This window comes from Terriglobales bacterium, assembly GCA_035691485.1.
Lineage (GTDB): Bacteria > Acidobacteriota > Terriglobia > Terriglobales > Acidobacteriaceae > JAIQGF01.
On record DASSIZ010000025.1, the window covers coordinates 1 to 19,680 of the forward strand.

18 protein-coding genes are annotated in these 19,680 nt (G+C 62.1%); 9 read left to right on the plus strand and 9 right to left on the minus strand.

Translation table 11 applies throughout. From position 1 onward, the window contains the following. A partial coding sequence (locus VFI82_03420) for a DUF2934 domain-containing protein (GenBank protein HET7183706.1) occupies window positions 1-223 on the plus strand: 223 nt, incomplete at its 5' end. 65 nt (window positions 224-288) lie between these two features. Here the strand turns inward: VFI82_03420 and VFI82_03425 are convergent. Then, complete coding sequence (locus tag VFI82_03425; protein HET7183707.1) at window positions 289-1,137, minus strand: dienelactone hydrolase family protein; 849 nt, start codon at window positions 1,135-1,137, stop codon at window positions 289-291. A gap of 37 nt (window positions 1,138-1,174) precedes the next feature. Then, a complete protein-coding gene (locus VFI82_03430; protein ID HET7183708.1) occupies window positions 1,175-1,681 on the minus strand; it encodes a cupin domain-containing protein in 507 nt (168 codons plus the stop codon). Window positions 1,682-1,793: 112 nt separating this feature from the next. Between VFI82_03430 and VFI82_03435 the strand changes: the two genes are divergently transcribed. Next, complete coding sequence (locus tag VFI82_03435) at window positions 1,794-2,243, plus strand: hypothetical protein (GenBank protein HET7183709.1); 450 nt, start codon at window positions 1,794-1,796, stop codon at window positions 2,241-2,243. Between the two features lie 85 nt (window positions 2,244-2,328). On the opposite strand, the gene VFI82_03440 is transcribed toward VFI82_03435, so the two are convergent. Then, window positions 2,329-3,267: a hypothetical protein gene (locus tag VFI82_03440; GenBank protein HET7183710.1), complete on the minus strand. Its 939-nt coding sequence runs from the start codon at window positions 3,265-3,267 to the stop codon at window positions 2,329-2,331. A 191-nt stretch (window positions 3,268-3,458) separates the two neighbouring features. Between VFI82_03440 and VFI82_03445 the strand changes: the two genes are divergently transcribed. Further along, window positions 3,459-3,746, plus strand: a complete 288-nt coding sequence (locus VFI82_03445) for a hypothetical protein (protein HET7183711.1) — start codon at window positions 3,459-3,461, stop codon at window positions 3,744-3,746. Between the two features lie 151 nt (window positions 3,747-3,897). Here VFI82_03445 and groL read toward each other — a convergent pair whose 3' ends face one another. Continuing rightward, window positions 3,898-5,568, minus strand: coding sequence for a chaperonin GroEL (groL, locus tag VFI82_03450; GenBank protein ID HET7183712.1), 1,671 nt, complete (start codon window positions 5,566-5,568; stop codon window positions 3,898-3,900). Window positions 5,569-5,649: 81 nt separating this feature from the next. Then, a complete protein-coding gene (groES, locus tag VFI82_03455) occupies window positions 5,650-5,982 on the minus strand; it encodes a co-chaperone GroES (protein ID HET7183713.1) in 333 nt (110 codons plus the stop codon). 454 nt (window positions 5,983-6,436) lie between these two features. Between groES and VFI82_03460 the strand changes: the two genes are divergently transcribed. Next, window positions 6,437-7,588: a M48 family metallopeptidase gene (locus tag VFI82_03460; GenBank protein HET7183714.1), complete on the plus strand. Its 1,152-nt coding sequence runs from the start codon at window positions 6,437-6,439 to the stop codon at window positions 7,586-7,588. A gap of 34 nt (window positions 7,589-7,622) precedes the next feature. On the opposite strand, the gene VFI82_03465 is transcribed toward VFI82_03460, so the two are convergent. Genes VFI82_03465 through VFI82_03475 form a run of 3 tightly spaced genes read right to left on the minus strand, consistent with a single transcriptional unit; the run spans window position 7,623 to window position 9,844 of the window. Then, window positions 7,623-7,907, minus strand: a complete 285-nt coding sequence (locus tag VFI82_03465; GenBank protein ID HET7183715.1) for a type II toxin-antitoxin system RelE/ParE family toxin — start codon at window positions 7,905-7,907, stop codon at window positions 7,623-7,625. Beyond that, window positions 7,904-8,155 carry a hypothetical protein gene (locus VFI82_03470; GenBank protein ID HET7183716.1) on the minus strand — a complete coding sequence of 84 codons (252 nt, stop codon included), beginning with the start codon at window positions 8,153-8,155 and terminating at the stop codon, window positions 7,904-7,906. The genes VFI82_03465 and VFI82_03470 overlap by 4 nt, the downstream gene beginning before the upstream one ends. A gap of 39 nt (window positions 8,156-8,194) precedes the next feature. Next, window positions 8,195-9,844 carry an amidase gene (locus VFI82_03475; GenBank protein ID HET7183717.1) on the minus strand — a complete coding sequence of 550 codons (1,650 nt, stop codon included), beginning with the start codon at window positions 9,842-9,844 and terminating at the stop codon, window positions 8,195-8,197. Window positions 9,845-10,021: 177 nt separating this feature from the next. Between VFI82_03475 and VFI82_03480 the strand changes: the two genes are divergently transcribed. Continuing rightward, window positions 10,022-11,176, plus strand: a complete 1,155-nt coding sequence (locus VFI82_03480) for a cysteine desulfurase family protein (GenBank protein HET7183718.1) — start codon at window positions 10,022-10,024, stop codon at window positions 11,174-11,176. A gap of 56 nt (window positions 11,177-11,232) precedes the next feature. Continuing rightward, entirely contained in the window at window positions 11,233-12,363 is a 1,131-nt protein-coding gene (gene mnmA / locus VFI82_03485; GenBank protein ID HET7183719.1) for a tRNA 2-thiouridine(34) synthase MnmA, read from the plus strand. Window positions 12,364-12,413: 50 nt separating this feature from the next. Here the strand turns inward: mnmA and VFI82_03490 are convergent, their stop codons facing one another. Next, window positions 12,414-13,163 (minus strand): hypothetical protein, encoded by a 750-nt coding sequence (locus VFI82_03490; GenBank protein ID HET7183720.1) that lies wholly within the window; start codon window positions 13,161-13,163, stop codon window positions 12,414-12,416. Between the two features lie 73 nt (window positions 13,164-13,236). On the opposite strand from VFI82_03490, the gene VFI82_03495 reads away from it, so the two are divergent. From VFI82_03495 to smc, 3 genes are all read left to right on the plus strand, one after another. Continuing rightward, window positions 13,237-13,584, plus strand: coding sequence for a hypothetical protein (locus tag VFI82_03495; GenBank protein HET7183721.1), 348 nt, complete (start codon window positions 13,237-13,239; stop codon window positions 13,582-13,584). 135 nt (window positions 13,585-13,719) lie between these two features. Then, window positions 13,720-15,120: a dipeptidase gene (locus VFI82_03500; GenBank protein ID HET7183722.1), complete on the plus strand. Its 1,401-nt coding sequence runs from the start codon at window positions 13,720-13,722 to the stop codon at window positions 15,118-15,120. 463 nt (window positions 15,121-15,583) lie between these two features. Beyond that, window positions 15,584-19,552: a chromosome segregation protein SMC gene (gene smc, locus VFI82_03505; GenBank protein HET7183723.1), complete on the plus strand. Its 3,969-nt coding sequence runs from the start codon at window positions 15,584-15,586 to the stop codon at window positions 19,550-19,552. The last annotated feature ends 128 nt before the right edge of the window (window positions 19,553-19,680 follow it).

Below are 19,680 nucleotides of genomic sequence, written 5' to 3' on the forward strand. Positions count from 1 at the left end.
TCGCAGCAATCCCGCACAAGTCACAAATGTGGAAGAGAGAATTCGTTCCCGCGCGTATGAACTTTTCGAAAAGCGCGGAGGCGAGCACGGCCGTGCTCTGGACGATTGGCTGCAGGCGGAGGCGGAATTGCTTCGCAGCAAGCTCGGCCCTACGCCGGTGGCGACGAAGCCCCTTCGTACTGAGCCGGCGCCACGAGTTGGTGTGAAACGCAAAGGCACTTAGCTGCCGCGGCTCCTGTTCGCCAGGGACCGCGGACGTCTGCTGCCTGCGGCATTCCGCAATCCCCTCTATTCGAGGCTCTTGAGCAGCTTCAACCAACGCTGCCACCCGTCATCGTGCGCCTTCTTATTAGGCCCCGAGGCCTGCGGATCTTCGCCGGCGCGCATGAAGCCGTGTCCTGCGCCCTCGTAGACGACCGGCTCGTATTTCTTTCCCGCTGCTTTCATCGCTTTTTCGGTGTCGGGAATCGTGGCATCGATGCGCGCATCATTGCCGGCATAGAAGCCGTACACCGGCGCGGTGATGTTCGCCAGCGCGCCGGATGGGGGCGGCGGACCGTAAAAAACAAAGGCCGCACCCAGGTCCTTGCGCACGGTCGCGAACTGGAACGACATGCCTCCGCCCCAGCAGAAACCCGACACCGCCAGTTTGCCGTTCGAAGCAGGGAGCTTCTTGGCGTAGTCGGCGACAGCGTTGAGGTCGGCCATCACCTGGTCGGGCGGGAGCTTGGAGTTGGCCTCGCGGGCCGCATCGCCGCTGGGGAACGAATCACTGCGGCCGCCGTTGGGTCCCATGCCGGAGAGCAAGTCGGGCGCGATCGCGATATATCCGTGCGCGGCGAGCTGATCGGCAATGTCGCGGGCCCAGTCCGTCATCCCGAATATTTCGTGAATGACGATGACCACCGGCGCCTTCTTTTTGACTTCCGGATAGACGACGAATGCCTGCACGCTGCGGCTGTCGTGCTTGACGGTGATCCATTCGCCATGACGCGGACTCTGCGCCAGCTTGGCCTTGGCCCATTCGGGGTCGCCCATGGATGGCTCGCGATGCGGCGCGGAGGTCTGCGCCATCTCCGGCACCGCGGAAAGGGTCAACAAGAGCAGCAGGGAAGCGGCGATTCGGATTCGTCTCATGAGCCTAAGGATGCCGCTTCCCGGCAAAGGTTTCCCGTTACTTCTTCTTGCTGGGATCATCGCTCGGATTCACATAGTTGAATTGCAGGGGAGAAGGCCCGTGGATCTGCACCACCGTCGCCCCCTTCATTTTGACGTAGTGATGCATGTCGGGATCCAGGTAGCCAAAGCTCCCAGCCGGCAGCATGGTCATATTCTTCTCGTCGAACTTGTCGCCCATCCCCAGTGCCATGGCGCCGGAGATGACGGTGACGTTCTCGCGCTTGGGATGCCAGTGCGGCGGCACCACGTACCCGTCCGGAGTTTTCACGCGCACGGTGAAGTCACCGGTACTTGCCGTGGGATCGCCTTCCAGCACCGCAAGCTGCGCGCCCGGCGGCACGAACGGCGGCGCCGGTCCCCACTGCACGTCCTTGGGCGTGTAGGCGTGCCGGGCTTCCGTCTTTGCCGGTTGGGACTTGGTGTCTGCCGATTTCTTGGTGGCCTGTTGCGCCATGGCGGCGACAGCCAGCACCACAAGTAAGGTGATCGAGATACGACGCATGCCATCCTCCTGATGTGGGCGAGGATACGGGAGCGGGGAAGTACGGGTCAAGTTGCGGTCCGGCGTCGAGAAATGTCGCAACTCGCAACCCGGGACTCGCAACTATTGCTCCATGACTGCACGTAATCGTCGCAACTGGTGGGGCAGACATTCGCTGACCCTGGTGGCCGGCGGAATTCTCCTGTTGTGGATTGGGATGTACGCTGGCTCATCGCCGCAGACCCACCTGGGTTCGTTTTTTGGCAACGCCATTGCTGACTGGAGCGGCGTGGTGGTAATGGTGCTGGCGACCAAGCGCCTGTACGAAAAAGGCTCGGCAGAAAGCAAGCAGCCAGCGGGTATCCTGCCGGGCCGGGTGGAAGAAGCATTGCGCGAGCACTCGCTGAGCATCTTCCTGCTGATCACAGGCGCGCTGTGGGTGGCCCTGTTCGTCCACATGGACGCGCAAGGAAAATGGGGGCAGGTGGTGGGGAATATCGTTTCCGAGTGGACGCAGGTGTTGGGCCTGGTGCTGATGACGAAGAAGTTGGTGGAAGCCGGATCGAAGGAGAGCAAGAAGTAGATGAATTCGCGGACAAAGCGGCCAGCGTGGCACAGCGCGATCTGGCGCTCGAGGGCGAGCGCTCTCCATACAACTATGCAGCGAGCTACCTCGGGGTTGCGGCTACGGCCATGTGGGCGGTGCCGTCTTCGGGGATGAATTCGCGGACGAAGCGGCGGGCGTGGAACAGGGCGAGCGAGCGCTCCAGCAGCAGGATGAAGGCCACGAACCCCACCGCGATCCAGAGGTCGGCTTTCTTCTGCGCGGCGGATGCGGCGAAGGCGCCAACCATCATCAGCAGGAAGTAAAGGAAGACGAAGCTGTCGGTGATGGCGTGAAGCACCCCCATGCCGGTCTGGCGGGCGTAGAAGTAGGCGGCGCCGGGAATGAAGGTGCGCCACCACAGGGAATCCTCGCTGCGGAACTTCTGGCCGCATCCGGAGCAGGCGTACTGGCGCTCGACCAGGGCGGCGCCGCAGGTGGGGCAGAGCGGTTGCATGGCCTGGGCGTGTCCCTGGCTGGCGGCGGCCGAGATCAGCTTGGGCAGCAGGGCCTGGAGCTTGGCCTTGTCGCGCGACTTCAGCGCCCAGTAGGACTCCTTCTTGGCGTTGGCGTACACGAGCTTGAGGTAGCGGACGATCCAGCCGGTGAGCTTGGCGGAGCGCAGGTCGCCGAGCGAGCAGCCGCGGACGCTCTGTCGCCACTTGCCGTCGCTGTTGACGCGGAAGGCGAGCAGGCGCTGGTTGGTGAAGACAAGGACGGCGCGGCTGACGAACTGGGCGAAGTATCCGAAGCTGTACTGCTCGAGGAAGCCCATGGGCGCGCAGGCGCCGGCGACGTAGACCACGAACTCGTCTTTCTTGAGCAGCCGCTGCAGCGCCGGGCCGAGCTTGTTCAGCGCCTTCTCGGCGTCCTTGCGGATGGCTTTGTTCTCCACTCCGGACTTGTCGGTGAAGGCGATGTCGGTGCGGGTGGGCACGCCCTCGACGGTGCGGACCTGGGGCGTGGTGGCGGTTTCGTGGACCAGCGTCTGCTGCATGAGCATGGCGGACCTCTCGGTTGTTGTGGGGGGAGAGGGCTCCATTGTTGGGCGAATCGCGATGGCAGGCAAGTGGATTGGCGGGGACGAGGGTGTCCGGTGGGAGTAGAACGAAGGTCACGAAGTCGTGCGAACACCGCAGTGGCCGCGGGGGTTGTGAGTCGACGGTCGATGGTCGACAATTGAACGTCTCGAATATGAACGTCCCAGACGAACTCGTCATTGTGCCCATGCTCCTGGGGCTGGCTTACGTTGTGTTCGTCAAGGTGGCGGAGAATTTCCTCCTGGTTGAGTTGTGGCCTCGCGTATTCGGTCCACGAGCGCGCCCACTCGCGGTGGCGAGTTTCTTATTCGGTGTTGGCCTTTCTTTCGCGGGCGTTAAATACGACCAATTCGACGACCCCGCTGCGAGATTCTACATGCTCAGCGGGTGGTCGCTGATGGTGCTCGGGGCGTGGCTGTGGCTGCGGCGGAACAGGTCTTAGCTCCTCCCAGTTCCGCTAATACGACATCTGTTCCTCCCGCTACTATATGGCGCTTACAAGGGGCGCATCCGCACAAAGAAAAAAGCCCCGCTCTTGCGAGCGGGGCCTGGTTTTTCGCTAGCCATTAACTACTGGCCGCTAGCTGCTGCCTTTAGTACATATCGCCCATGCCGCCGTGGCCGCCGGGAGCGCCCATGGGAGCTTTCTTCTCCTCCGGGATTTCCGCGACCAGGGCTTCGGTGGTCAACATCAGGCTCGAGATCGAGCCCGCGTTCTGCAGCGCGGTACGAGTGACCTTGGTCGGGTCGATGACGCCGGCCTTCACCAGGTCCTCGAACTGGCCGGTCTGCGCGTTGTAGCCGAAGTTCGCATCCTTGGACTCGCGAATCTTGCCGACCACCACCGCGCCTTCTTCGCCGGCGTTGCCGACGATCTGGCGCAGGGGCTCTTCGAGCGCGCGCTTCACGATGTTGGCGCCGATCAATTCATCGCCGTGCAGCTTGAGCTTGTCGATGGCATCCACGCAGCGCAGCAGGGCCACGCCTCCGCCGGGGACGATACCTTCCTCGACGGCCGCACGGGTGGCGTGCATGGCGTCCTCGACACGCGCCTTCTTCTCTTTCATTTCGGTCTCGGTCGCGGCGCCGACCTTGATCACCGCCACTCCGCCCACGAGCTTGGCCAGCCGCTCCTGGAGTTTCTCGCGGTCATAGTCGCTGGTGGTCTTTTCGACCTGAGCGCGAATTTCCTTCACCCGGCCTTCGATCTCGCCCGGCTTGCCCTTGCCTTCGACAATGGTAGTGTTGTCCTTGTCGATGGTGACGCGCTTGGCGCGGCCGAGGTCGGAGAGTTGAACGTTCTCGAGCTTGATGCCAAGGTCTTCGGTGATGGCCTTGCCGCCGGTGAGAATGGCAATGTCCTGCAGCATGGCCTTGCGGCGATCGCCGAAGCCCGGGGCCTTGACGGCGACGGCCTGCAGCGTGCCGCGCAGCTTGTTGACCACCAAGGTGGCGAGAGCTTCGCCCTCCACATCCTCGGCGATGATCAGCAATGGCTTGCTGGCGCGAGCGATCTGCTCCAGCAGCGGCAGCAGGTCCTTCATCGAGCTGATTTTCTTTTCGTTGATCAGGATGTAGGGATCTTCCAGGATGGCTTCCATCCGCTCCGGGTCGGTAACGAAGTAGGGCGACAGGTAGCCGCGGTCGAACTGCATGCCCTCAACCACCTCGAGCGAGGTTTCCATGGTCTTGGACTCTTCCACGGTGATGACACCGTCCTTGCCGACCTTCTTCATGGCCTCGGCGATGATGCGGCCGATGGTCTCGTCGTTGTTGGCGGAGATGGTGCCGACCTGGGCGATGGCGTTCATGTCGCCGGCTACGGGCTTGCTGAACTTGTCGAGCGCGCCCGAGGTGCGTTCGCCGTCCTTGTCTACCCAGCCTGCGACAGCGCGAACGGCCTGCTCGATGCCGCGCTTCAAGGCCATGGGATTGGCGCCCGCCGCGACCGTCTTAACGCCCTCGCGGAAGATGGATTGCGCCAGGACGGTGGCGGTAGTGGTACCGTCGCCGGCAACGTCGCTGGTCTTGCTGGCGACTTCACGCACCATCTGCGCGCCCATGTTCTCCAGGGGATCCTTCAGTTCGATTTCCTTCGCCACGGTTACGCCGTCCTTGGTGATGGACGGGGAACCGAATTTCTTTTCGATGACCACGTTGCGGCCCTTGGGACCGAGCGTGACCTTGACGGCGTCGGCCAGTACGTTGACGCCGCGGAGGATCGCCTGCCGCGATTCCTCGCCATGAACAATCTGTTTCGCCATAATTTGACTCTCCTCGTTCGAATCTTTGTAGCCCGGCCTTCCTCGGCGGGGACGATGTCGTGGTGAATCTGAATTCCTGACCTAGCGCCGTGCGCCGGCCTTTTCTTCCTTTTCCTTGCGCGCGCCGGAGAGGATGCCGAGAACTTCTTCCTCGCGCATGATGATCAGTTCCTCGCCGTCGATCTTGATTTCCGTGCCCGAGTACTTGCCAAACAGGACGCGGTCGCCTTCTTTCACGTCCAGGGGACGGACCTTGCCATCTTCGTTGACCTTGCCTTTGCCCACCGCGATGATCTCGCCTTCCTGCGGTTTGTCCTTGGCAGTGTCGGGAATGATGATGCCGCCGCGGGTGGTTTCTGCCTCTTCTACCCGGCGGACCAAAACCCGGTCATGCAGGGGGGTGAATTTAGCCATGAAAATGACCTCCTTGTTGGTCGAACAGACAATGGGTTGTGGTTCTTGAGTTTGGAGCTAAGCCATTAGCTACAAACCACATAGCAAGAGCAGCTCAAGTCGTACGAGAGGCTACTCCGGGCCGAGTGTTAGCACTCTTGCCGATCGAGTGCTAAGTCTAAATGGGGAGGTTGCGTTTGTCAATACATCTTCGCGGATGGGCCGCAAACCCCCGGGCTACGGAAGGGGGATGACAACCAGAGATACTAATAGGTAATCTCATGTTGAAGCTGACTAATGCAGGAGCAACAGCGGAACTGTTGCTCTAACGAAGCCGCGCAGATTGAAGGCGCGGCAGTCCGAATCGGCTGAGAAACGGTGCACCGTGCGGGTTCCTGGGTCCTATCTACTCGCCCTCCTCGCTGTGAAGCCAACCCAATTGCAAAACGCCGCGCGTCAGGCAGCATGCGCCGGCTTGCTGGCATTAACGGTGGCGATTCCGGCATGGAGCGGGGAAGGGACAGCAGGACCGGAGACTACGACTCCTCCCAACGTGCAGGCGATCGAAATTCGCGAACTGGCCCATGTGAGCCAGAGCCCGCCCTTCCTGGGAGTGTTATCGCCGCAGCAGCAGACTCCAAGTCTGCAGCTCTCGGACAAGAGCAATTCGATGCTGGCGGAAGCGCCGACACAACCGCGGCCGCCGGCGGCCGCTTCTCCTCCGGTGACCCCTCACCGGGTAAAGCCGCTCGCCGAAAAATACGATATCGCGAAGATCGGCGACCGGCATGTAGGACGCGGCTTCGATCTCTACTCGCTCGAGAAAGAACAGGCGCTCGGCAAGCAGTTGGCCGCGCAGGTGGAGCAGAGGGCAAAGCTGGTGCGCGACCCGGTGATCACGGAGTACGTAAATCGAATTGGGCAGAAGCTGGTGCGAAATTCCGATGCCCGCGTGCCCTTCACGATCAAGGTAGTGGACGATGACGAGGTGAACGCGTTTGCGCTGCCGGGAGGATTCTTTTACGTCAACACCGGTCTGATCCTGGCCTCCGACAATGAGGCGGAGTTGGCGGGCGTAATGGCACACGAAATCGCGCACGTGGCGGCACGCCATGCCACCCGGAATGCGACGCGGTCGGAGATCTTCAACCTGGCATCGCTGCCATTGATCTTTATCGGCGGCCCCGCCGGATACGCGGTGAGGCAAGCGGTGGGATTGGTCATGCCCATGTCATTTCTGAAATTCAGCCGGGACGCCGAGCGCGAAGCCGACCTGCTCGGCCTGGAGTACCAGTACGCCAGCGGCTATGACCCGGAGGAATTCGTCAAGTTCTTCGAGAAGCTGCATAGCCAGGAGAAAAAACAAAAGCACGGATTCATGGCCAAGGCATTTACGACCCATCCCATGACCGGCGACCGCATCAAGCGCGCGCAGGAGGAGATTGAGAAGTACCTGCCGGCAAAGGACGAGTACATTGTGGACACCAGCGAGTTCGCCGAGGTGAAAGCGCGGCTGGAGGGCATGGAAAACGCGCATCGCATCGACGGCACTGACGCGGTCCATCCGACGCTGCGGAGGCGCGGCTCGGAAGCGGATGAAGGCAGACCGCGGCTGCAGAGAAAATAGGTTCAGCATTCCAGGGTGAAACCCGGAAGCAGGATCAAAACATATCCGGCCACCGCTGAGCCCCGTGATAGAGCGCGAGGACCACAATGTTTTGAGCTTGGACTTTGTAAGCGACAATGAACGGCATATTGGAGATCACCAGTTCTCGCGTTCCCGCTACCCGGCCGGGCCGGCCCAACAGGGGAAAGGCCATTAGCTGTTGAACTTGATTCGCGATGTTGCCAGCAACATTGGCAGCGACCTGCTCTGAGTTCGACAGGGCAATGTACTGCTCAGCACGGTCCAATTGGTCGACCGCCTGCTCGGTCCAATAGATCACGCCTGCTTGCGGCGCCTCGACTTGCGCCGTTTTAGCACCTCCTCATGAGTCAGGAGACGGCCTTTTCGCATTTGCCGAAGGCCATTACGGACGAGAGCATCCTGATAGGCGTGCAGCTCGATGTAATTCACGAGTGCCTCGTTGAGGAGATAGCTCCGCGGGCGATCTTTTGCCGTGGCGAGAGTGTCGAGCGCTGCAATGTTGTTGGTATCGGCGCGGAAGCTGATCATCTTGTCGAGCTTCTTCATACATCTAGTATACCTCGTATTGCGCTGTATTACGAGGCCTTACACCCTCAAGTCCGCCGTGGGTGCGAACTGCGGCGGCTTGCGGTGATGCGTGGCCTGCTCGAATGCATACGCGATCCTGATGAGCACGGCTTCGGACCAAGCCCGGCCGAAAAACGAAATCCCCACCGGTAGCCCGTACACGAACCCGGCCGGCACGGTGATGTGCGGATACCCGGCAGCGGCCGGCAGGCCGGAACTACCGCCGCGCGAGCGATCGCCATTGAGCAGGTCGGTGGTCCAGGCAGGGCCGCCGGACGGTCCCACGATCGCGTCCAACTGGTTCTTGTCCATGGCCGCGTCTATGCCTTTGGTGCGCGAGAGGTCGCGGTTCTTCTCCATCGCCGCCAGGTAGTCTTTGTTGGACAGCGGCCCCTTTTCCTCCGCCTTCTCGAACAAGTCCTGGCCAAAGTAAGGCATCTCCTCCCGGCGATGTTTTTCGTTGAACTCGATGACCTCCTTGAGCGAATGCACCGGCGCCGACGGGCCGAGGGCGGCCAGGTAGGCGTTCAAGTCCGCTTTCAGTTCGGTCAGAAAGACCTCGAGAATGGACTCTCCGATCTGGGTTGTGGCCACCTCGACGGGATCGATCAGCACGGCGCCCTGGCGCTTCATCTCCGCCAGCGCGTCCTCCATCAGCCGATCGACAGCGTCGCTGAAACCGAAATTCTTGCGCAACACTCCAATGCGCGCGCCGCGCAGGCCACTGCGGTCGAGGGAGCGCGTGTAATCCACCGCGGGCTTGTCGCGCAGTGGTTCCGTGGCGCTGTCCTGCGGATCGTAACCGGCGAGTACGGTCAGCAGAACGGCGGCGTCGGCGACGGTGCGTGCCATTGGTCCGGCGGTGTCGTGAGTGTGGGAGATGGGGATCACCACCGAACGGCTTACCAGGCCAACGGTGGGCTTGATGCCCACAATGCCGTTCGTGGTCGAAGGACATATGATGGAACCGGAAGTTTCCGTGCCGACGGCGGCCGCGCACAGGTTGGCCGAAACGGCGACGCCGGAGCCGGAACTGGAACCGCACGGATTGCGGTCCAGGACGTAGGGATTACGAGTCTGGCCGCCGCGCCCGCTCCATCCGCTGGTGGAGCGGTTGGAGCGAATGTTCGCCCACTCGCTCAGGTTGGTCTTGCCGAGGATCACTGCGCCGGCCGCGCGCAACTTGGCGGCAACGGTTGAATCCCTCGGCGGAGTGGAGCCGAGAAGGGCGAGTGAACCCGCGGTCGTCATCATGCGATCGTGCGTGCCGATGTTGTCCTTGATCAGGACCGGGATGCCGTGCAGGGGCCCGCGGGGCTTGCCTCGGTCCTTGTCGAGCGCGTCGGCGATCTGGAGAGCATCCTTGTTGATTTCGATGACGGCGTTAACCGCGGGACCACGTTTATCGAGCGTGTCGATGCGCGAGAGATAGCTTTCCGCCAGGCTGCGGGCAGTGAATTTACCCGAGGCGAGACCCTTCTGCATCTCGGCAATGGTAAGTTCTTCGAGGTCGAAGGCCGCCGGTTTGAGCGAGGACCAGGGAGCGGGCGGCGTTTCGGTTGCAAGCGCCGGGCGAATCATGGCCGCTCCGGCGGCGGCTGCGGCGGTCTTCAAGAAAGTTCGGCGATTCGGGTGCGGGGACGAGCTGCGATTTTCCGGCTGCTTCATCTTGCGCTCCAGGAAAGCGGCGAATTATACCCGAGCGCGCCTCCTCAGCCGCGCGGACGATTAAAGTCCCGTATTGATGCGGACTTCGTTATCCTTGGTTGAGCCGTGCCTTGACGCCATGACATCTAAAAAGTCAGGCAAGTTAAAAGAACCTGAGCCGAGAGCTAAGAGTTGTCCATGCGCCGCGCCTATCTCGACAATAACGCCACCACGCCGCTTCTGCCGCCGGTGCTGGAGGCGATGCAGCCGTACTTCATCGAGCAGTTCGGCAACGCGTCGTCCATCCATCATCACGGCCAGCAGACGAGGGCGGCGGTGGAGCGCGCGCGAGAGTCGGCGGCAGCCCTGCTCAATTGCCGCGCGTCGGAGATCGTGTTTACCAGCGGCGGCACGGAGTCCGACAACCTCGCCCTGTTCGGCATCACGCGCCCGGGGGACCACATCATCACCAGCTCGATCGAGCACCATGCCGTGCTCAATGCCTGCAAGCGCCTGGAAGCCCTCGGCTGCGAGGTGACGTGCATTCCGGTGGACGGGCAGGCGCTGGTTTCACCTGACGATGTGAAGCGCGCACTGCGGCCCAATACGCGGCTCATCAGCATCATGATGGCCAACAACGAGACCGGCGTGGTGCAAGCGGTGAACGAGATTGGCGCCATTGCCGCCGAGGCGGACGTTTACTTCCATACCGACGCCGTGCAGGCCGCCGGCAAAGTGCCGATTGACGTGAGCGCCATCCGCTGCGACCTGCTGTCGATTTCCGGGCACAAAATTCACGCCCAGCAGGGCATCGGCGCGCTTTATGTCCGCAAGGGAACGCTGCTGCAGCCGATGCTCTACGGCGGACGCCACGAACGCGCGCGCCGGGCGGGGACAGAGAACGTCGCGGGCATCGTGGGTCTCGGCAAGGCGGCGGAGATGGCGCTCGCCGGTTTCACCAATGGCGAGGTGGAGCGCATTCGCACCCTGCGCGATCGCTTGGAGCGCGTCATCGTCGAGACCATCGATGCGGTCGGCGTGAACAGCGCTCGGGCAACGCGCGTGCCCAATACCAGCAGCATCTACTTCGATTTCATCGAGGGCGAGGCGCTGGTCATTGCCCTGGACCTGAAGGGGGTTGCGGTTTCCACCGGCGCCGCCTGCTCCTCCGGTGCGATCGAACCATCGCACGTGCTCACCGCCATGGGTCTGTCGCCCGACCGCGCCCGCGCCAGCCTGCGTTTCTCCATCGGCAAGCAGAACACCGGCGAAGACGTGGACCTGCTGCTCTCCGTGCTGCCGGAAACCGTTGCGCGGCTGCGAGAGCTATCGCCGGTTTACAATAAAGCTTAGCCGCAGATTTGCGCAGATGAACGCAGATCCATGCTGGTCTGCGTTGGTCTGCGGCCATGGTTTCTGGAACGATCGCCTTGAGCCTTGCGCCTATTGCCGTAGCCATGTCGGGCGGTGTGGATTCCTCCACCGTCGCGGCCATGCTGCGCGCCGAGGGCCGGCAGGTGATCGGGCTGACCATGCAGCTGTGGAACCAGCGCCGGCTGGCAGGTCACAACGGCATGCCCGAAACTGTCACCGGGCGTTGCTGCTCGCTCGATGACGTGTACGACGCTCGCCGCGTCGCCGAGACGCTGGGCATCCCTTACTACGTGGTGAACCAGGAGCGCCGCTTCGAGGACGAGGTCGTGCGCCCGTTCGTCGGCGAGTACCTGTCCGGACGCACGCCGATTCCGTGCAGCCTGTGCAACAACCACCTCAAGTTCGACCAGTTGCTGATTACGGCGCGCCAGATCGGCGCCGAGCAGCTTGCGACAGGGCACTACGCGCGCGTGGAGTTTGACGTCGCGCGGGATCGTTGGCTGTTGCGCCGGCCTGCCGACTTGAGCAAGGACCAGACTTATTTCCTGTTTGGCCTGACGCAGGAGCAGCTTTCGCGCACGCTGTTTCCGCTGGGGAATTTCCGCAAGCCGGAAGTGCGGGAACTGGCGCGGCAGCACGGATTGGCATTGGCCGAGAAGCCGGATTCGCAGGAGATATGCTTTGTCCCCGGCGGCGACTACAAGCAGTTCATCGATGCCTATCTCGCGGAACAGGGTGAGTCGCTGCCCGACACCTCCGGTGAACTGGTCACAACCAGCGGTGAGGTGATCGGCGCGCACCCCGGCATTCATAACTTTACCGTCGGCCAGCGCAAGGGCCTGGGCGTTGCCACCGGCTCGCCCCTCTACGTGCTGGGCATCAATGGCGGCAATCGCCAGGTGGTAGTGGGCAGCGGGGAAGAGCTGTGCTCCAAGGCATTGCGCGCGCGACGGCTGAACTGGATTGCGGTGCGCGAGCTTGAGGAAACGATGAGAGTCGCGGTGAAGATCCGCCATCGCCACGAGCCGGCTCCTGCCGTGCTCGAGAGGATCGGAGACGATGAAGTGCTGGCCACCTTCGATGAGCCGCAGCGCGCCATTACTCCCGGTCAGGCGGCAGTGTTCTACGACGGCGACCTGGTGGTCGGCGGCGGCTGGATCACATAGTCAACGCCCACTCAAGCCAAAAGAGTGGTGCGCCGGAAAAATTCACCTCGCTACGGTCTCTTGCTGACGCTCAACTGCAGTGTTCCCTCGATGTCGGCGATGCGATCGGTGGTGACGTCGAACAGAAGCTCTCTTCCGGTCAGCGCATTGCGCATGTACATCTTCGAAATCGTGTAGGTGTTCATGCCATTGCTATGGATGCGAACAATGTAATCCACCCTGGTGAGGACCAGCGGGCGCTTCTTCCACGACACGATGTAAGGACGGCCAGCATCGGTCTCGGCAACCATGTCCTCTGACTTCGGAAAACCGTGCGACAGCATAATGGTGCTCAGCCGCAGGCGGGTGCCGTCGTCCAGAGTGTAATCGCCGGTGATGCGGCGGCCGACCGCTTCCATCTGTATGCCGGAAGAGCACAGGTCGCCGAATAATTTCGTGCGCCAGAATTTTCGATCAAGGGCGACGCCTTGCGCTTGCGCGGTCGCCTCCACCGCTGCCGACCATTCATCGCTCTGGCAGGTTTCGGCTGCGCTCGCCGGCGATCCGCTGTCGCCGGGCTGATCGGTGGTCGTCTTCTCATTGGGCTTTTCGTTCGCTTCACCGACAATGTTGATGCCGCCCTTGATGTTCTCAACATCTTCGTTGGTCCAGACACGATGCGCTTTCCGGGGCGTGGTGTCTTCCTGGGCAGGGGACGCGGAATCGCTGTTCGGGGCGGGTTCGCTCGACTGCGCGTGAGCAGCCTGACCCAGTGCAGCCAACATCGTCACACCCAAGACCCATCCGATGCCGCGCTTCATGGTTGCCTCGCTGAGGTTTTGGCCGCAGGATACTATGGTTTCGAAAAGGCGCAAGTTCCGATCGTAATCACCCATGTCCGACGATTCGTTTTTCCGCCGCATCGCCGACCAAGCCCTGGACGAGGAAACCGCCCGCCAGGTCGAGGGGCAAAGACGCGCGCTCGAGCAGAATCCGGAGTGGGCGGAAGGTTACTACCAACTGGCGCAGCTTCTGCGCGTCCAGCACCGGCGCGAGGAAGCCAAGCGCCACCTGCTGACGGCGCTGGAGAAGAAGCCAACCCTTGCGGACGCCCATGTCGCGCTGGGGGAGATTTATATTGCGGAAGGCGATTTCGATCGCGCCCGCGTGCATGCCGAGTTCGCCGCTGCCTGCGGCAATTCCCGCCTGCTGGAGCAAATGCAGCGCAACCAGGCGCTCTAATCCCATCCCGGTACTCTCTTTTCCCGGGGTTGATTGCGTTCCGCCCTGCCCACGCGCCTGCGATGTATACTTTTTGGTTTGCTGGAATGTTTTGAGCTTCATAGCTGGTTTGCGCCAGCAGAGGAGAGATCCACGATGGCTACCGCCGCGACATCCACCGCGCTCAATTACGCTCGCGAAAATCAGAAGCGGTTCCTGGAAGAGTTGAAGAACCTGCTGCGAATCCCCAGCATCAGCACCCTGGAAGAGCACAACAAAGACACCGAAAAAGCTGCCCAGGTCTGCGCCGACGACCTGAAGCGGATTGGCTTCGAGCACGTGGAAATCATTCCCACGGCAACCAAGGAGCGACCCAACGCGCACCCGCTGGTTTATGCCGACTGGCTTCATGCAGCCGGCAAGCCGACGGTCCTTTGTTACGCCCATTACGACGTGCAGCCTGCCGAGCCGCTTGACGAGTGGAAGACGCCGCCGTTTGAACCGACCGAGCGCAATAACAACATCTACGCCCGCGGCGCGGTGGACGACAAAGGCCAGCTCTGGATGCAATTGAAGGCCTTCGAGTCGCTGATGAAGCCCGAGGGCAAGCTGCCGATCAACGTTCGCGTCATCCTGGAAGGCGAAGAAGAGGTGGGCGGGGAATCGATCGCTGACTACGTTCGCCTGCACAAGGACAAGCTGAAGGCGGACTTCGCGCTAGTCACCGACACCGAGTTGTTCGCGCCCGACCTGCCTACGCTGTGCGTGGGTCTTCGCGGCCTGGTGTACACCGAGATTGAGGCGCAGGGGGCCATGACCGACCTGCATTCCGGCATTTATGGCGGCGCCGCGCCCAATCCGCTGTTTGCGCTGGTCGAGATCATCAGCAAGCTGAAGGATGCCAATGGCAGGATCCTGATTCCCGGTTTCTACGACAAAGTCAAAGAGCCCACCAAGGCCGAGTTGGAAGCCTGGAAGCGCCTGCCGTTCAATGAAGAGGAGTACCGCAAGAAAGAGGTCGGCTCCAACGTGCTCACCGGCGAACCCGGCTATTCGGTGCTGTATCGCACCTGGGCGCGTCCGACGCTGGAGGTGCATGGCATGCCCGGCGGCTTCGTCGGACAAGGCGCGAAGACGGTGATACCGGCGCGCGCTTCAGCCAAGGTATCCATGCGCCTGGTGCCGGACCAGGAACCCGAGGACATTCTCAAGAAGTACACCAGCTACGTGAAGAGTCTCGCGCCGAAGGGCGTCAACATCAACATCAAGGTCCACAGCAAGGGTCCGGCGTGCGTGGTCTCCACCGACAACAAGTACATCAAGGCTGCGACCGACGCACTGCACGAAATTTTCAGCAAGGACACGGTTTACATCCGTTCGGGAGGATCGATTCCGATTGTCTCCGATTTCGAGAACGAGCTGAAAATTCCGAGCGTGATGATGGGCATGGGCCTGCCCGACGACAACCTGCACGCCCCCAATGAGAAGTTCCACATCCCGAACTTCTACCGGGGGATCGAGTCCATCATCCGCTTCTTCCAAATCCTGGGACAGTAAAGCATTCGGACTGGTCGGGGGCGCTCTGCCGCCCCCGGTTTTTTGCGTCCAGTATCCGAAAAGCAATTGCTTCGTTGCACCGATTGCGCTACAGTTCCATTTGCTCCGGGCAGTCTCCCGCCTCCTTCCTTCTTCCAAACCAGTGGACTGTTCGTGATGCGTCGCCTGCTGTGTGCAACACGGGTGCGATATGCTGGGTTCTTCCACAGGGTGCCCCAATATATAGCGTTTTCTATCTTGACGCCGCCCCCCTGCAACGGTACATTGGCTTCAAATCCGTGCTACCCGGCCTTACCGGGAAGAGAACTTGGAGCGGCGTCTCTTCCAGCCAGAACGCGCCGCGTCGCCTGCAACCGCGGGCTGAACGCAACGTTGTGGGACCAGCCAATGGAGCGTCCCGGCCAGCTTGATTTTTGCTTGTTGGCGCGACTACACGCCGGCCTAGCAGTTGAAGGAGTTGACGTTGCTTAAACTCAAGAAGCTCCACATCCTCGGGTTCAAATCGTTTTGCGACCGCACCGAACTGAAGTTTCACGGCGACGGCATTGCCGCCATCGTCGGCCCCAACGGTTGCGGCAAATCCAACATCGGCGACGCCATTGCATGGGTGCTCGGCGAGCAGTCCGCGCGCACCCTGCGCGGCACCCGCATGGAGGATGTCATCTTCGCCGGCACGCGCGATCGCAAGCCGACCGGCATGGCTGAGGTGTCGCTAACGCTGATCGATCCCGACGTTTACGACGGTCCCGATGCCCAGGCCGCGCCTGAGATCGAGATCCACGATGAAATGTCGGAAGCGGATTGGGATGAAGCTGCGTTGCGCGAAAAAGCCGCCGCGGAAACTGAAGAGTATTTGAGCGAAGTGCAGCCGGGGCCGGGGGAAGCGGTTGACGGTCTGCGGTCTGCGGTCGAGGTGGAAAACGGGTCCGAGGCCCACGCCAAACAAGAATTTGCGACTGCTCACGAGTCGGGGGGCCGCGCCTCAGACGATAACGGCGTCACTGATGGTTCCGGGCTCTCTACCACGCAGGAAGGCGAACCGTCGGCCGCCGGCCATCGACCGTCGACAGTGGTGCTGAAAATTCGCCGGCGCAAGTTCAAAGCCAGCTTTCGAGCCGGGGAAGTCGTGGTCACGCGCCGCCTGTTTCGCTCCGGTGACAGCGAATACCTGCTGAACGGCAAGCTGTGCCGTCTCCGGGATATCCAGGACATTTTTATGGGAACAGGGCTGGGTCCGGAGTCCTACGCGATTATTGAGCAGGGAAGGATCGGTCAGATCCTGTCCAGCAAGCCGACCGACCGCCGCGCCATCATCGAAGAAGCCGCGGGAATCACCAAGTACAAGACCCGCAAGCGCCTGGCAGAAGCGCGCTTGGAAGAAGCCAAGCAGAACCTGTCGCGGGTCAACGATATTTTCGAGGAAGTCACGCGGCAGATGAACTCGCTCAAGCGCCAGGCTGCCAAGGCGGAACGCTACGCCCGGGTGCGCGATGAAATGCGCGGCAAGCTGCGCCTGGTGCTGGCCGGCAAGTTCGCCCAACTGCGTCGCGAGACAGAAGAGCTGGACACAACTCTAAGCCAGCTGGCCGAAGAGCTGCGCGCGAAAACGCAAATTGTCGGCGAGTTGGAACTCGAGCAGGCGGAAAGCACGCAGCGCGGCTACTCCATCGAGACCGATGTTCGCAACAATCACGAGCGCATTTCGGCCCTGACGCGCGAGATCGACCGCGCCTTTTCCCGCCAACGCACCAACGAAGAGCGCTGCGCGGAGCTGACGCGCCGCGCCGAATCGGCGGCCGCGGAGCTGACGCAGACGCGGACCCGCCTGGTCGGCATCGAGGCGGAACGGGAATCCTACCGGCGGAGCCTGGAATCGGCGGAAAGCGAGCTGGAAGCGGCACAGATGCAGGCTGCCGGCGCGCAGCAGGAAGCGGCAACCGCCGCGACGGCCCTGTCGGAGGTCGAGCGCCAGCAGGAGTTCCGGCGCGCCGCCATCATGGAGGCGGTCGCGGCCAGTTCCTCCGTCCGCGATCAGGTCACGCGGGCGCAGGAGAAAATCACCGGGCTGGAACGTGAGCTGCGCCGCCTGAACAATGAAATCGAATCCGGACGGCTCCAGATCGACACCTTCGGGGACCAGCGCGGGCAGATCGCTTTCGAGTTTGAGAGCGCCTCCGGGCGCGTCAAGTCGCTGGCGGAAGACATCGAGCAGACGCGCGCCGCGATCACCGAAAAACGCGCGGCGGAAACGGAATCCAAGCGCCACCTTGACACGCTGCGCGCCGAGTACGCCACGGCGCTGGGCAAGAAAGGATCGCTGGAGGCGGTGATCGCCGAGCACGGCTATTCGACCGAGTCGGTGCGCCGCCTGTTCCAGTCCGGCGCGCTGAACCACGGCTTCGCGCCCGCCGGAGTGCTCGCCGACTTCCTGGAGGTGGAAGACCGTTTTGAGCATGTCGTGGAAGACTACCTGCGCGACGAGCTGAATTACATCGTGGTGAAATCGTGGGACGCAGCCGATGAAGGCATGCGGCTTCTGCGCACCGATGTGGACGGGCGCGCGACCTTCCTGGTCCATCCCAGCGACTCGCAGGCACGCTTCTCGTTTGTGCTCGACGAAGCCGCGCACCAGGCGCCGCATCACGCGCAGCAGGTTCGTCCGCTGAAGCAGACCATTCGCGTGCTCAACGGCTTCGGCAAGTCCCTGGAAGTGATCTTGCCGAAGCTGCGCGACGGTTACATCGTTCCCGACCCGGGTGTGGCGCGCGAGCTGGCGCTGGAAAATCCGGATGCGTTCTTCCTCTCCGAATCGGGCGAGTGCTTCCACAACGTCACCGTCACCGGAGGCAAGCAGCGCAGCGAAGGCCCGCTCTCCATGAAGCGCGAGCTGCGCGATGTGATGCGCGTGCTCTCCGACGTGGAACGGGCGCTTGGGGAGGAAGAGCGCCGTGCCGCGGCGCTGGCGCGCGAAATCGCGGACCTCACATCGCTGCTGGAGCGCCTGGAAGCGGAGAGGCGCGAGGCCGACACGGCCGCCCTCACCACCGGGCACACTCTTCGCCAGCTGGAAGGAGAAGTCGCGCGCATTGCGGAGCGGGTGGAGCTGGCCGAACGCGAAGCGTTGCACATCTCCACCGAACGGGCTGCCAACGCGGCGCTGGTAGCCGAGAAGCAGGTCGAGCTTGCGGACTGCGACGGCCGCCGCGGGTTGCTGGAGTCGGAAGCGGCTGCCGCGCAAGAGAGCCTTGCCGGACTGCGCGCCGCACGCGACGCGGCGGCGCAACTGGCGTCGGAGATGAAGGCCCAGGCGGCGGCCGTAGAAGAACGGCGCCGCGCTGCCTCGGCGGCGGTAGCGCGCGTGGAAACCATGGTGGCCGACATTGCGTCGCGCGTGGAGGCCTTGGAGTCGCAGCAGCAAATGGCCGCCGCGGAACAGGCGCAACGGGAGATCGAAAACCTTCAGATCGCGGAGCAGCTGGTGGCGCTCACCGCCGACAAAGAGCAGGCGGAGGTGCACGAAACCGAACTGCAGGCCGAATCCGAGCAGGTCCGCGGACGGCTGGTCGAGATTGAGCACCAACTGCGCGCCGCGAGGCAGGAGATGGATACGGTACGAGACCGCCGCGGCGAACTTTCCGCGCAAGTCGCCAAGTTGCAATCCGATCAGCAGCACATGAGCGAGACTGCGATGAACGAGCTGGGCGTCACCGCCGACACCCTGCTCGGTGACGGGACGATTGCGCAGCTCGTCGGGGAACAACTGGACCTGGAAGAGTCTGCCTACCGCGAGTTGCGCACGAAGCTGGACAACATGGGCCCGGTCAACATGATGGCGCTGGAGGAGTACCAGGAAGCGGCGCAGCGGCATTTATTCCTGGAAACGCAACGCAAAGATTTGATGGACTCCATCGAAAACACGCAGAACGCAATCCGCGAGATCGACACCATTTCGCGGCAGAAATTCCAGGAAGCCTTTGCCGCGATCAATGTAAATTTCCAGGCGGCCTTCCGTAAACTGTTCGGAGGCGGCAACGGGTTCATGCGGTTGACGGACGAGGAGAACGCAGCCGATAGCGGTATCGACGTAGTGGCCTCGCCTCCGGGAAAGAAGCTGCAGAATGTCCTGCTGCTATCCGGTGGAGAGAAGGCGCTCACCGCGCTCGCGCTCCTGGTCGGCATCTTCCAGTATCAGCCCAGCCCGTTCTGCATTTTGGACGAAGTGGACGCGCCGCTGGACGAGACCAATGTCGGCCGTTTCACCGAATTAGTGCGCGAAATGAGCGACACCACGCAATTCATTCTCATCACCCACAGCAAGAAAACAATGGGCGTGGCTCCGGTGATGTACGGCGTCACCATGCAGGAGCCCGGGGTGTCGAAGCTGGTGTCCGTGCGCTTCCACGAGAACACCCCGGCGGCGGCCAGCGCTTGATGAAGAATTGAAGAACCAGGGATGGGAGATTGACGCGCCGCAAAATCTGTCCGACGCCGAATGCCTGATCGGCCATCGAGTGCAACCATTCAAAGTTTCTGATTTCCACATTCCCCGCTCTTCAAAGC